11 protein-coding genes are annotated in these 12,784 nt (G+C 71.9%); 6 read left to right on the top strand and 5 right to left on the bottom strand.

Annotation, left to right across the window (positions count from 1 at the left end; genetic code table 11):
* Both BIV24_RS23510 and speB read right to left on the bottom strand, forming a co-directional pair.
* On the bottom strand, positions 1 to 424 hold a 424-nt coding region (locus BIV24_RS23510; protein ID WP_245766915.1), incomplete at its 3' end, for a thiamine pyrophosphate-binding protein.
* On the bottom strand, positions 421 to 1,422 hold the full coding sequence (speB, locus tag BIV24_RS23505; protein WP_071368402.1) for an agmatinase: 1,002 nt from the start codon (positions 1,420 to 1,422) through the stop codon (positions 421 to 423). The genes speB and BIV24_RS23510, both read right to left, overlap by 4 nt.
* A 191-nt stretch (positions 1,423 to 1,613) precedes the next feature.
* On the opposite strand from speB, the gene BIV24_RS23500 reads away from it, so the two are divergent.
* Positions 1,614 to 3,116, top strand: coding sequence for a PucR family transcriptional regulator (locus BIV24_RS23500; RefSeq protein ID WP_071368401.1), 1,503 nt, complete (start codon positions 1,614 to 1,616; stop codon positions 3,114 to 3,116).
* Between the two features lie 63 nt (positions 3,117 to 3,179).
* Positions 3,180 to 3,977 (top strand): phosphatase, encoded by a 798-nt coding sequence (locus tag BIV24_RS23495; protein WP_071368400.1) that lies wholly within the window; start codon positions 3,180 to 3,182, stop codon positions 3,975 to 3,977.
* 16 nt (positions 3,978 to 3,993) lie between these two features.
* On the opposite strand, the gene BIV24_RS23490 is transcribed toward BIV24_RS23495, so the two are convergent.
* The 3 genes from BIV24_RS23490 to BIV24_RS23480 form a co-directional block, all read right to left on the bottom strand.
* On the bottom strand, positions 3,994 to 4,875 hold the full coding sequence (locus BIV24_RS23490) for an acyl-CoA thioesterase (RefSeq protein WP_071368399.1): 882 nt from the start codon (positions 4,873 to 4,875) through the stop codon (positions 3,994 to 3,996).
* Positions 4,876 to 4,910: 35 nt separating this feature from the next.
* Positions 4,911 to 6,068, bottom strand: coding sequence for an acyl-CoA dehydrogenase family protein (locus BIV24_RS23485; RefSeq protein ID WP_071368411.1), 1,158 nt, complete (start codon positions 6,066 to 6,068; stop codon positions 4,911 to 4,913).
* Positions 6,069 to 6,229: 161 nt separating this feature from the next.
* On the bottom strand, positions 6,230 to 6,841 hold the full coding sequence (locus BIV24_RS23480; RefSeq protein ID WP_071368398.1) for an SACE_7040 family transcriptional regulator: 612 nt from the start codon (positions 6,839 to 6,841) through the stop codon (positions 6,230 to 6,232).
* 86 nt (positions 6,842 to 6,927) lie between these two features.
* Here BIV24_RS23480 and BIV24_RS23475 point away from each other — a divergent pair, with 86 nt between their 5' ends.
* From BIV24_RS23475 to BIV24_RS23460, 4 genes are read left to right on the top strand one after another with little or no spacing between them, the layout of a single operon-like run.
* A complete protein-coding gene (locus BIV24_RS23475; RefSeq protein WP_071368397.1) occupies positions 6,928 to 8,544 on the top strand; it encodes a carboxyl transferase domain-containing protein in 1,617 nt (538 codons plus the stop codon).
* A 10-nt stretch (positions 8,545 to 8,554) separates the two neighbouring features.
* A complete protein-coding gene (locus BIV24_RS23470; RefSeq protein ID WP_071368396.1) occupies positions 8,555 to 10,609 on the top strand; it encodes an acetyl/propionyl/methylcrotonyl-CoA carboxylase subunit alpha in 2,055 nt (684 codons plus the stop codon).
* A complete protein-coding gene (locus tag BIV24_RS23465) occupies positions 10,606 to 11,544 on the top strand; it encodes a hydroxymethylglutaryl-CoA lyase (protein ID WP_071368395.1) in 939 nt (312 codons plus the stop codon). Before BIV24_RS23470 ends, BIV24_RS23465 begins: the two co-directional genes overlap by 4 nt.
* A gap of 5 nt (positions 11,545 to 11,549) precedes the next feature.
* The gene (locus BIV24_RS23460) at positions 11,550 to 12,710 is read left to right on the top strand and encodes an acyl-CoA dehydrogenase family protein (protein ID WP_071368394.1); all 1,161 of its coding nucleotides are present in this window, start codon (positions 11,550 to 11,552) and stop codon (positions 12,708 to 12,710) included.
* Positions 12,711 to 12,784 lie beyond the last annotated feature (74 nt).

Genomic DNA, 12,784 nt, shown 5'->3' with positions numbered 1-12,784 from the left:
GGGCCGAGGCCGACGCCGCCTCCTGGAGCGCGGCCAGGGAGGTCAGCGCGCCCGGGCCGGTGGACAGCAGGAGCGGGGCGGCCTCGCCCGTGATCCGGCCGTAGGCATCCGCCGCGAAGCCCGCGTTGTTCTCCACCCTGAGCCCGACGTACCGCAGGTCGGAGCGGCGCAGCGCGTCGAACATGCCCAGCGCGTGCTGGCCGGGCAGTCCGAAGACGGTCGTCGCGCCGAGACCGGCGAGGGTCTCCACGACCAGGTCTCCGCCGTTGCGGCCGGTCATCACGGGGCGCGAAGCGCCTTCATGAGGGGTGGTGACCGGGCCGGGGGCACCTTCCAGCGGTGGCTGGGGGAGGGTGGGAGGGTTGAGGTCCGCCTCCGTCTGGGCAGGTCTGGGACGGAGTACCTGGTCGTGGTCCTGGGTCACTTGCCCTCGTTCTCCTTACGGGCTGCCGCGATCTGGCGGGTCATGATGGTCGTCAGCTCGTACGCCGTGTGGGACGCGGCCACGGACGTGATCTCCGCGTGGTCGTAGGCGGGCGCCACCTCGACGAGGTCCGCGGAGACCAGGTTGCAGGACGCGAGGCCGCGCAGGATCTCCAGGAGTTCGCGCGAGGTCAGGCCGCCGGCCTCGGGCGTGCCGGTGCCGGGGGCGTGCGCCGGGTCCAGGCAGTCGATGTCGATGGAGATGTACAGCGGGCGGTCGCCGATGCGCTGGCGCAGCTGGTCTGCGATCTCGTCCGCGCCACGCCGGTATACGTCGGCGGACGTGACGATGCCGAAGCCCATCTTCTCGTCGTCGGTGAGGTCCTGCTTGCCGTACAGCGGGCCGCGGGTGCCGACGTGGGAGAGAGCGGAGGTGTCGAGGATGCCCTCCTCGACGGCGCGGCGGAAGGGGGTGCCGTGGGTGTACTCGGCGCCGAAGTACGTGTCCCAGGTGTCGAGGTGGGCGTCGAAGTGGAGCAGCGCGACCGGGCCGTGCTTCTTGGCCACCGAGCGCAGCAGCGGGAGCGCGATGGTGTGGTCGCCGCCGAGCGTCATCAGGCGGGCGCCCGTGCCGAGCAGGTCGTCGGCGGCGGCCTCGATGGTCTCCACGGCCTCGTTGATGTTGAACGGGTTCACGGCGATGTCGCCGCCGTCCGCGACCTGCGCGAGCGCGAAGGGGGAGGCGTCCTGGGCCGGGTTGTACGGGCGCAGCAGGCGGGAGGCCTCGCGGATCGCGTTGCCGCCGAAGCGCGCGCCGGGGCGGTAGGACACTCCCGAGTCGAACGGCACACCGACCACGGCGACGTCGGCGGTGCCGACCTCGTCGAGGCGGGGCAGCCGGGCGAAGGTCGCGGGTCCCGCGTACCGCGGAACGCGGGACGAGTCGACGGGGCCGCGCGGCCCGTTGCCGCCTGCTGCGGGGTTCTCGGTGCTGCTCATCGTCGGGCTCCTTCAGGTCATGCACAGGTGGGTGCCGAGGACACGGCCTACTGCCCCAATGCCCCGGCAGGCGTGGACGGCACCGGCTCGCGGGGACATCCGCCCGGACCCGTGACCGCCGGTCCGGACTGACCTTAAGTCGCTGGAAGGCGCCGCTGAAGTGTACGTTTCATCCACTCGAACCGACCGAGATGGAGGAATCGTCCACCATGCGGGACCCCATCACCCCGGCGGTACCCCCCACCCCAGCGGTACCGCTGTCCGCCCTGCTCGCCCGGGACGACCTGGCCCTGCGGCAGATCGCCGGGCCGACGGATCCCGGCATCGTCATCCACTGGGCGCACACCTCGGAGATGGCGGACCCCTACCCGTATCTGCTGGGCGGCGAGCTGCTGCTCACGGCCGGCGTGCAGATATCCGAGGCCACGGGCTCCGGGACCCGCTTCGACGACTACGTCTCCCGGATCGTGGCCGCGGGCGGCGCGGGGCTCGGTTTCGGCCTGGCACCCGTGCACGACGCGGTGCCGGCGGCGCTGGTGGCGGCCTGCGACCACTACGCGCTGCCGCTGCTCGAGGTCCCGCCGCAGACGACGTTCTCGGGCGTGGCGCGTGCGGTGTGGCAGCTGATGGCCCAGGCCCGCCTCGCGGAACTGCGCCGCGTCACCGAGGCCCAGCAGAGCCTGGCCGCGGCGGCGGCCCGCCCGGCCCCGGTCCCCTCGGTACTGCGCCAGCTGGCCCAGCGGGTGGGCGGCCGGACGGTCCTGTACGCACCGGACGGCGCGGAACTGGCAGGCGCGGGCCGGGCCCCGGAGCAGGCGGTACGGGGGCTGCGGAAGCTGGCGAAGGTGGTACGCCCGGAAGGCGCGGGGCCCACCCCGTCCTCCGCCACCGACACCGTCGCCGGCACCCATCTCGCCGCCTATGCCCTCGGCACCGGGCAGGGCTTCGTGCTCGGGGTGGCCTCCCCGCGCCGCGAGCCGGGCGACCACACGATCTCCTCGGTCGCAGCGGTGCTGCTGTCGCTGCTCACCGGTGAACACCAGAGCGCCGACGGGGCGGCACGTTCGTCGGCGCTCGTGCGGCTGCTGCTCGGGGCCCCGCCCCAGGAGGTCGCACCGCTGATCGGCCCGGACCGATGGCTCGTGGTGCATGCCCGGCCCGCCCAGGACGGCTGTGCACCGGACGCGGTCGCCGCGTCGACGCTCGGCGCCGCGCTGGGCTCCCCGCTCGTGGACGCGGCCGGTGAGGTCGTACGCGTCCTCGTGCCGGCCGACCGGGTGCCGACCGCCCAGCCGGGCTGGACGCTCGGCGTCAGCGCGGCGGCGGAACCCGGCGAGTGGGCCGGTGCCGACGCGCAGGCCTCCCACGCGCTGGCCCGCGCCCGCGCGCGACGGCTGCCGCTGGTGCGCCACGGCGGGCGCGCGGGCGTGGCCGACCTGGTCCCGCCCGCTCAGGCCGCACTGCACGCCAGGACGCTGCTCGCGCCGATCGCCCGGACCCCCGCGCTCACCGACACCCTGCGCACCTGGCTGTCCCTGCACGGCAGTTGGGACCGTACGGCGGTGGCCCTCTCCGTCCACCGCAACACCGTCCGTCAACGCATCGCGCGCTGTGCCGCGTTGCTGGACGCGGACCTGGACGACCCGGACGTGCGCATGGAGTTGTGGTTCGCCCTGAAGCACGCGCAGGGATGACGGGCCGATACTCCGCCTTGGCGTGCCGGGACACCAGACGGAGCGCGGCGGCAGAATGGGGACATGCCGATACCCGGGATGCCCAGCCGCACCGAGCTCGTCGACCACCTCGTTCGGACCCGTATCGCGGGCCATGTCGCCACACCCCGCGAGAACAACCTCTCCCACTATCGCCAGCTCGCGAACGGCGACCGCAACTACTGGCTCGGCCTGGAACTCGGCGACCGCTGGAGCGATGAGCAGGACGTCCTCGCGGTCATGGCGGAACGCTGCGGCGTCAGCGACGACCCCGAGCACCGGTACGGCCAGGACACCATCGACCCGGAACTGACGGTCGACGCCCTGGAACGCCTCGCGGCCCGGCTGCGCAAGGCCGCCGACGGCGAACAGCGCGTCCTGTTCGCCACCGGTCACCCCGGCGGGCTCCTCGACGTCCACCGTGCCACCGCCGCGGCTCTGCGCGCCGCCGGCTGCGAGATCGTCGTCATCCCGGACGGGCTGCGGACGGAGGAGGGGTATGTGATGCAGTTCGCCGACGTGGCCGTCCTGGAGCACGGCGCCACCCTCTGGCACACCCACTCCCCCGAGCCGATGCGCGCGATCCTGAACGGCCTTCAGGCCGAGGGCCGCCCCCTGCCCGACCTCGTCGTCGCCGACCACGGCTGGGCGGGCTGTGCGGGCCGGCTCGGGATCGACTCCGTCGGATACGCCGACTGCAACGACCCGGCGCTCTTCCTCGGCGAGGCGGAGGGCACCCTCCAGGTGACGGTGCCCCTCGACGACCACGTCACCAGCCCCCGCCACTACGACCCGCTGACGGCCTACCTGCTGGGCCAGGCCGGTCTGACGGCCACCGGCTGAGGCCGGCGGCAGGCCGTCACCGGGGGACGCGGACCACGCCCTCCTGGATCACCGAGATCGCCAACCGCCCGTCCTGGGTGTAGATGCGGGCCTGCCCGAGCCCGCGTCCGCCGTACGCCGACGGGGACTCCTGGTCGTACAGGAGCCACTCGTCGGCCCGGAACGGACGGTGGAACCACATCGCGTGGTCCAGCGATGCCCCGACGACGTCACCGACGCCCCAGCCGCCGCGCCCGTGCGCGAGCAGGATCGAGTCGAGGAGCGTCATGTCGGAGACGTACGTGGCGAGGACGACGTGCAGCAGCGGGTCGGCCGCGTACTCGTCGAGCTTGCCGTTCGTACGGAACCACACCTGGGAGCGCGGCTCGCGGACCGTTCCCGCCGTGGCGAACGGCGGCTCGTCCACGTATCGGAGGTCGACGGCCGCGCGGGCCTCCAGCAGCCACTCCAGGACCTGGGGGCCGTCGAAGACGTCCGCGTAGCGCGGCAGCAGTTCCTCGCCCGCGGGCAGCGTCTCCGGGTCCGGCGCCGACGGCATCGGGGCCTGGTGGTCCAGGCCCTCCTCGTGCGTCTGGAAGGACGCGGAGAGGTGGAAGATCGGCTGACCGTGCTGGACCGCGACCACCCGGCGGGTGGTGAAGGAGCGGCCGTCGCGGATGCGGTCGACCGTGTAGACGATCGGGGCGCCCGGGTCACCGGGACGCAGGAAATAGGAGTGGAGGGAGTGGGCGTGCCGGTCCTCGGGGACCGTCCGCCCGGCGGCGACCAGCGCCTGGGCCGCCACCTGCCCGCCGAAGACGCGCGGGACGAGAGAAGGCCGGGACCGGCCGCGGAAGATGTCCTGCTCGATCCGCTCCAGGTCGAGCAGATCGAGCAGGGACCGAAGTGCGTGACTCATGGCGTCGGTTGTACGGGGCGATCCTGTCGCGGACCCTAGAGCCCCATGTCCTTCGCGATGATCGACTTCATGATCTCGCTGGTGCCGCCGTAGATGCGGTTGACGCGGTTGTCGGCGTACAGGCGGGCGATCGGGTACTCGTTCATGAAGCCGTAGCCGCCGTGCAGCTGGAGGCAGCGGTCGATGACGCGGTGCGCGACCTCGGTGCAGAACAGCTTGGCGGAGGCGGCCTCGGCGGCGGTCAGCTCACCGGCGTCAAGGGCCTCGGTGGCGCGGTCGACGACGGCCTCGGCGGCATCCACCTCGGCCTGGCAGGCGGCCAGCTCGAACTTGGTGTTCTGGAAGGACGCGACCGGCTTGCCGAAGACGGTGCGCTGCTGGACGTACTCCTTGGCGAACCGGACGGCGGCCTTGGCCTGCGCGTAGGCGCCGAAGGCGATGCCCCAGCGCTCGGAGGCGAGGTTGTGGCCGAGGTAGGAGAAGCCCTTGTTCTCCTCGCCGAGCAGGTCGTCGACCGGCACCTTGACGTCGACGAACGCCAGCTCGGCGGTGTCCGAGACGCGCAGGCCGAGCTTGTCGAGCTTGCGGCCGATGGAGTAGCCCTCGGCCTTGGTGTCCACCACGAAGAGGGAGATGCCGTGACGGCGGTCCTCGGCGGTGGGCGCGGCGGTGCGGGCGCACACGATCATGCGGTCGGCGTGCACGCCGCCGGTGATGAAGGTCTTGGCGCCGTTGAGGACGTAGTGCGTGCCGTCCTCCGAGAGCTTGGCGGTGGTCTTCATGCCCGCGAGGTCGGAGCCGGTGCCCGGCTCGGTCATCGCGATGCCCCACATCTCCTCACCGGAGACGAACTTCGGCAGGTAGCGCTTCTTCTGCTCGTCGGTGGCGAGCAGCTTGATGTACGGCAGGCCGAGCAGCGTGTGCACGTTGGAGCCGCCGAAGGTGACACCGGCCCGGGCGGTCTCCTCGTACATGACGGCCTCGAACTTGTGGGTGTCCAGGCCGGCGCCGCCGAACTCCTCGGGGACGTTGATGCCGAAGAGGCCCAGCTCGGCGAGCTGGTGGTAGAACTCGCGCGGGGCCTGGCCGGCGGCGAACCACTCGTCGTACACCGGGACGACCTCGGCCTCGATGAAGGCGCGCAGGGTCTCCCGGAACGCCTCGTGATCCTCGTTGAACACCGTACGGCGCACCGCCGCCACCTCCACCTGGGTCCTGGGTATGTCTAAGCGCTTGCTCAGATCAAACCGTACCGGCGGGTAGGGACGGCCGTCCAGAGTCACCGACCCGTAACGCTCGTCACGCTCCCGGAGCAGCCCCGCACGATCACGGGATCGCCTCGCGATCGCCCGGCTCAGTCCTTCCCGGCCGCCGAGAAGGCTCCCCTGGCCATCCGGTGCAGGAGCGTCGCCATCGCGTCGCGGCCCGGCAGGGCGGAACCCGGGCGCCCCAGGTGCGGCGTCGAGTTCAGCAGACCGAACACCGAGTGCACCGCCGAGCGCGCGGTCGGCTCGGCCAGCCCCGGGTACACCTCGCGGACGATCTCCACCCACAGCTCGACGTACTGCCGCTGCAGCTGCCGTACCAGCTTGCGGTCGCTGTCCCGGAGGCGGTCCAGCTCCCGGTCGTGCAGGGTGATCAGGGGACGGTCGTCGAGCGCGAAGTCGATGTGCCCCTCGATCAGCGAGTCGAGGACCTCCTCGGGGTTCCGTCCCGCGGGGCCCCCGTCGGCCTCGGCCACCCGGCGCCTGGCCCCGGTGAGCAGCTGCCCGCTGATCCCCACGAGGAGCTCGGCGAGCATCGCGTCCTTGCCCGCGAAGTGCCGGTACAGACCGGGTCCGCTGATGCCGACCGCGGCTCCTATCTCGTCGACGCCGACGCCATGGAAGCCGCGCTCGGCGAACAGCCGCGCGGCCTCCTTGAGGATCTGCTCGCGACGGGTGGGGCCGTCGGTTCTGGTGGCCATGAAATCGATTCTAGACAGGGAGGTTAGCGGTCGTTAACCTGAAGGAAGTGCGTTAACGCTCATTAACTCGGTGAGGGGATCGCAGGATGCAGGAGGCACCGGAGCTGACGAGCGCGGCCGAGCCCGCGTCGGAGGCCTGGCGGGCCAACGAGGAGGCGCACCGCGCGCTCGCCGAGGAGCTGCGCGGCAAGCTCGCCGCGGCCCGGCTGGGCGGCGGCGAGAGGGCCCGGGCGCGTCACACCGCGCGCGGGAAGCTGCTGCCGCGTGACCGCGTGGACACCCTGCTGGATGCGGGGTCGCCCTTCCTTGAACTGGCACCCCTCGCCGCCGACGGGATGTACGACGGGCAGGCACCGTCCGCCGGAGTGATCGCCGGGATCGGGCGGGTCAGCGGCCGCGAGTGCGTGATCGTCGCCAACGACGCCACGGTCAAGGGCGGCACGTACTACCCGATGACGGTGAAGAAGCACCTCCGGGCGCAGGAGGTGGCCCTGGAGAACCGTCTCCCCTGTGTCTACCTCGTCGACTCCGGCGGCGCCTTCCTGCCCCTGCAGGACGAGGTCTTCCCCGACCGGGAGCACTTCGGGCGCATCTTCTACAACCAGGCGCGGATGTCCGGCGCCGGCATCCCGCAGATCGCGGCCGTCCTCGGCTCCTGCACGGCGGGCGGAGCGTATGTCCCGGCGATGAGCGACGAGGCGGTGATCGTGCGGAACCAGGGCACGATCTTCCTGGGCGGCCCGCCCCTGGTGAAGGCGGCCACCGGAGAGGTGGTCAGCGCCGAGGACCTGGGCGGCGGTGAGGTCCACTCGCGCGTGTCGGGTGTGACGGATCATCTCGCGGAGGACGACGCGCACGCCCTGCGGATCGTGCGGACCATCGTGTCGACGCTCCCCGCCCGCGGGCCGCTGCCCTGGGAGGTCGTCCCGTCCGTGGAACCGAAGACGGACCCGTCCGGGCTGTACGGCGCGGTGCCGGCGGACTCCCGCACGCCCTACGACGTGCGCGAGGTCATCGCGCGCGTGGTGGACGGTTCACGCTTCGCCGAGTTCAAAGCGGAGTTCGGGCAGACCCTTGTCACCGGCTTCGCCCGTATCCACGGCCACCCGGTCGGGATCGTCGCCAACAACGGCATCCTGTTCTCCGAATCAGCCCAGAAGGGCGCCCACTTCATCGAGCTGTGCGACCAGCGCGGCATTCCCCTGGTGTTCCTGCAGAACATCTCCGGCTTCATGGTGGGGCGCGACTACGAGGCGGGCGGCATCGCCAAGCACGGCGCCAAGATGGTGACCGCCGTGGCCTGCACCCGCGTGCCGAAGCTCACGGTGGTGATCGGCGGCTCGTTCGGCGCGGGCAACTACTCGATGTGCGGCCGGGCGTACTCCCCGCGCTTCCTGTGGATGTGGCCGAACGCCAAGATCTCGGTGATGGGCGGCGAGCAGGCCGCGTCGGTCCTCGCGACCGTCAAGCGCGACCAGTTGGAGGCGCGTGGGGAGTCCTGGCCCGCGGAGGACGAGGACACCTTCAAGGCCCCGATCCGTGCGCAGTACGAGCGCCAGGGGAACGCCTACTACGCGACGGCCCGCCTCTGGGACGACGGTGTGATCGACCCGCTGGAGACCCGGCAGGTGCTGGGCCTGGCCCTGACCGCGTGCGCCAACGCGCCACTGGGTGACCCCCAGTTCGGCGTCTTCCGGATGTAAGGGGGAGTCCATGTTCGACACGGTGCTTGTGGCCAACCGGGGCGAGATCGCCGTACGCGTCATCCGCACGCTGCGGTCGATGGGCGTGCGCTCGGTGGCCGTCTTCTCCGACGCCGACGCGGACGCCCGGCATGTCCGGGAGGCCGACACGGCGGTACGGATCGGTCCGGCTCCGGCGACCGAGAGCTATCTGTCGGTGGAGCGGCTGCTCGACGCGGCGGCCCGGACCGGCGCCCGGGCGGTGCACCCGGGGTACGGCTTCCTCGCGGAGAACGCCGGGTTCGCGCGCGCGTGCGCGGAGGCCGGACTGGTCTTCATCGGGCCGCCCGCGGACGCCATCGCGCTCATGGGCGACAAGATCCGCGCCAAGGAGACAGTGAAGGCGGCCGGGGTCCCGGTCGTCCCCGGATCCAGCGGCAGCGGGCTCAGTGACGCGGAACTGGCCGACGCCGCCCGCGAGATCGGGATGCCGGTGCTGCTGAAGCCCAGCGCGGGCGGCGGCGGCAAGGGCATGCGGCTGGTGCGGGACGCATCGGTCCTCGCCGACGAGATCGCGGCCGCCCGCCGTGAGGCCCGCGCCTCCTTCGGCGACGACACGCTTCTCGTCGAGCGCTGGATCGATCGCCCCCGCCACATCGAGATCCAGGTCCTGGCCGACGCCCACGGCAATGTGGTGCATCTGGGCGAGCGCGAGTGCTCCCTGCAGCGCCGCCACCAGAAACTCATCGAGGAGGCACCGAGCGTGCTCCTCGACGAGGCCACGCGCGCGGCGATGGGCGAGGCGGCGGTCCAGGCGGCCCGCTCGTGCGGGTACCAGGGCGCGGGCACGGTGGAGTTCATCGTGCCGGGCGGGGACCCCTCGTCGTACTACTTCATGGAGATGAACACCCGCCTCCAGGTGGAGCACCCGGTCACCGAGCTGATCACGGACGTGGACCTGGTGGAGTGGCAGCTGCGGGTGGCGGCGGGCGAACGGCTGTCCTTCGGGCAGGAGGATGTCACGCTCACCGGGCATGCGATCGAGGCCCGTATCTGCGCCGAGACCGTGTCCGTCAAGGAGGGGGCCCGCGGCTTCCTCCCCTCCGGCGGCACCGTGCTGTCGCTGCACGAGCCGCAGGGCGAGGGAGTACGCACCGACTCGGGGCTGTCCGAGGGCACCGAGGTCGGCAGCCTCTACGACCCGATGCTGTCGAAGGTCATCGCCCACGGCCCCGACCGCGAGACCGCGCTGCGCAGGCTCCGGGCGGCCCTCGCCCAGACCGTCACCCTGGGCGTGCAGACCAACGCGGGCTTCCTGCGCCGTCTGCTGGCCCATCCGGCGGTCGTGGCCGGCGAGTTGGACACCGGGCTGGTGGAACGGGAGGTGGACGGCCTCGTCCCGACCGAGGTGCCGGACGAGGTCTACGCGGCGGCGGCGCTGCTGCGCCAGGCCGCTCTCGGACCCCGGGAACCGGGCTGGGTCGATCCGTTCTCCGTGCCCGACGGCTGGCGCCTGGGCGGTGAGCCCGCCTGGACGGCGCACCACCTGCGGGTGCCGGGCCACGACCCCGTGACCGTCCGCGTGCGCGGCACGGCGGACGGCGCCATCGAGGTGCTGTTCGACGGCAAGGAGCCCCTGCGCGGGCCCTCGGGTCCGCTGCCGGGCGCGGCACGGGAATCCCGGTTCACCTTCCCGCTCGACGGTGTCACCCACACCTTCGCCGCCCTGCCGGGGGGCACCTGGCTGGGCCGTGACGGCGATGCCTGGCACGTGCGCGACCACGACCCGGTCGCCGCGTCGCTGGCCGGTGCCGCCCACTCGGGCACCGACTCGCTGACCGCGCCCATGCCCGGCACGGTGACCGTCGTGAAGGTGGCCGTCGGCGACGAGGTGGCCGCCGGGCAGAGCCTGCTGGTGGTTGAGGCGATGAAGATGGAGCACGTCATCTCCGCCCCGCACGCCGGCACCGTCGCCGAACTCGACGTCACGCCCGGCACGACGGTCGCCATGGACCAGGTGCTGGCCGTGATCACACCGCACGACGACGGCCACGACGACCACGTGGACACGGAGGCCCAGGAATGACCGCTCAGGGACTGCCCATGGTCGTACCGGCCCAGGACCTGCCCGCACGGGTCAGGATCCATGAGGTCGGCCCCCGCGACGGCCTGCAGAACGAGAAGCGCGCGGTACCGACGGAGGTGAAGGCGGACTTCATCCGCCGGCTCGCCGACGCGGGCCTGACCACCATCGAGGCCACCAGCTTCGTCCACCCCAAGTGGGTCCCCCAGCTCGCCGACGCGGAGAAGCTGTTCCCGCTCGTCGCCGACCTGCCGGTGGAGCTTCCGGTCCTCGTGCCGAACGAACGCGGCCTGGAGCGTGCCCTCGCGCTGGGCGCCCGCCGGATCGCCGTCTTCGCCAGCGCCACCGAGTCCTTCGCCAAGGCCAACCTCAACCGCACGGTGGACGAGGCCCTGGGCATGTTCGACCCGGTGGTCGCGCGTGCGAAGGACCGGAAGGTGCACGTCCGCGGCTATGTCTCCATGTGCTTCGGCGACCCCTGGGAGGGCGCCGTCCCGATCCACCAGGTCGTCCGCGTCTGCAAGGCGCTCATGGACATGGGCTGCGACGAGCTGAGCCTGGGCGACACGATCGGCGTGGCGACTCCGGGCCATGTCCTGGACCTGCTCTCCGAGCTGAACGAGGAGGGCGTGCCGACCAGCGCGCTCGGCGTGCACTTCCACGACACCTACGGCCAGGCCCTCGCCAACACCCTGGCCGCACTACAGCACGGCGTGACGACCGTCGACGCCTCCGCGGGCGGCCTCGGCGGCTGCCCGTACGCCAAGTCCGCCACCGGCAATCTCGCCACCGAGGACCTGGTGTGGATGCTCCACGGCCTCGGCATCGACACCGGGGTCGACCTCGACCGGCTCACCGCGACGAGCGTGTGGATGGCCGCGCACCTGGACCGCCCCAGCCCCTCCCGTACCGTCCGAGCCCTCTCCCACAAGGAGTGACCCCCATGGACCATCACCTCTCCCCCGAGCTGGAGGAACTCCGGCGCACGGTCGAGGATTTCGCGCATGACGTCGTGGCTCCCAAGATCGGCGACTTCTACGAGCGCCATGAGTTCCCGTACGAGATCGTCCGTGAGATGGGCCGCATGGGCCTGTTCGGGCTGCCGTTCCCGGAGGAGTACGGCGGCATGGGCGGCGACTACCTCGCGCTGGGCATCGCGCTGGAGGAGCTGGCCCGCGTCGACTCGTCCGTCGCCATCACCCTCGAAGCCGGTGTCTCGCTGGGCGCGATGCCCATACATCTGTTCGGCACGGAGGAGCAGAAGCGTCAGTGGCTTCCGCGCCTGTGCTCCGGCGAGATCCTGGGCGCCTTCGGCCTGACGGAACCAGAGGCCGGCTCGGATGCGGGCGGAACCCGTACGACGGCCCGCCTGGACCCGGAGACCAACGAATGGGTGATCAACGGCACCAAGTGCTTCATCACCAACTCGGGCACGGACATCACCGGCCTGGTGACGGTCACGGCGGTCACGGGCCACAAGGAGGACGGCCGCCCGCGGATCTCCTCGATCATCGTCCCGTCCGGCACGCCCGGCTTCACGGTGGCGGCGCCGTACTCGAAGGTCGGATGGAACGCCTCGGACACCCGTGAACTGTCCTTCGTGGACGTCCGTGTCCCCGCCGCGAACCTGCTGGGCGAGGAGGGCCGCGGCTACGCCCAGTTCCTCCGCATCCTGGACGAGGGCCGCATCGCCATCTCGGCGCTGGCGACGGGTCTGGCGCAGGGCTGCGTGGACGAGTCGGTGAAGTACGCGAAGGAACGTCACGCCTTCGGCCGGAGCATCGGCGCGTACCAGGCCATCCAGTTCAAGATCGCGGACATGGAGATGAAGGCGTACACGGCCCGCCTGGCCTGGCGTGACGCTGCGTCCCGTCTGGTCTCCGGCGAATCCTTCAAGAAGGAGGCGGCCCTGGCCAAGCTCTACTCGTCCACGATCGCGGTCGACAACGCCCGCGACGCCACCCAGATCCACGGCGGCTACGGCTTCATGAACGAGTACCCGGTGGCCCGCATGTGGCGCGACTCCAAGATCCTGGAGATCGGTGAGGGCACCAGCGAGGTGCAGCGGATGCTGATCGCACGGGAACTGGGGCTGACGGGCTGACCTCGGCAACCGGTCCGCGCCCGTCCGGGCCCGGACGGGCGGGCGCCCCGGTGTACGGTCCACCGGGGCGCCCG

The organism is Streptomyces colonosanans, from assembly GCF_001866645.1.
In the GTDB taxonomy this organism is placed as follows: Bacteria; Actinomycetota; Actinomycetes; order Streptomycetales; family Streptomycetaceae; genus Streptomyces; species Streptomyces colonosanans.
The sequence above is the reverse complement of the archived record's forward strand: the minus strand, read 5'-3'. Positions and strand labels throughout refer to the sequence as shown.

Bases quoted from the DNA above. Each gene is read 5' to 3' on its own strand.
- BIV24_RS23465 (WP_071368395.1), top strand. From the start codon at position 10,606: ATGACCGCTCAGGGACTGCCCATGGTCGTACCGGCCCAGGACCTGCCC.
- BIV24_RS23470 (WP_071368396.1), top strand. From the start codon at position 8,555: ATGTTCGACACGGTGCTTGTGGCCAACCGGGGCGAGATCGCCGTACGC.
- BIV24_RS23500 (WP_071368401.1), top strand. From the start codon at position 1,614: ATGGAGGAATCGTCCACCATGCGGGACCCCATCACCCCGGCGGTACCC.
- BIV24_RS23460 (WP_071368394.1), top strand. From the start codon at position 11,550: ATGGACCATCACCTCTCCCCCGAGCTGGAGGAACTCCGGCGCACGGTC.
- BIV24_RS23490 (WP_071368399.1), bottom strand. From the start codon at position 4,875: ATGAGTCACGCACTTCGGTCCCTGCTCGATCTGCTCGACCTGGAGCGG.
- BIV24_RS23480 (WP_071368398.1), bottom strand. From the start codon at position 6,841: ATGGCCACCAGAACCGACGGCCCCACCCGTCGCGAGCAGATCCTCAAG.
- BIV24_RS23475 (WP_071368397.1), top strand. From the start codon at position 6,928: ATGCAGGAGGCACCGGAGCTGACGAGCGCGGCCGAGCCCGCGTCGGAG.
- BIV24_RS23495 (WP_071368400.1), top strand. From the start codon at position 3,180: ATGCCGATACCCGGGATGCCCAGCCGCACCGAGCTCGTCGACCACCTC.
- speB (WP_071368402.1), bottom strand. From the start codon at position 1,422: ATGAGCAGCACCGAGAACCCCGCAGCAGGCGGCAACGGGCCGCGCGGC.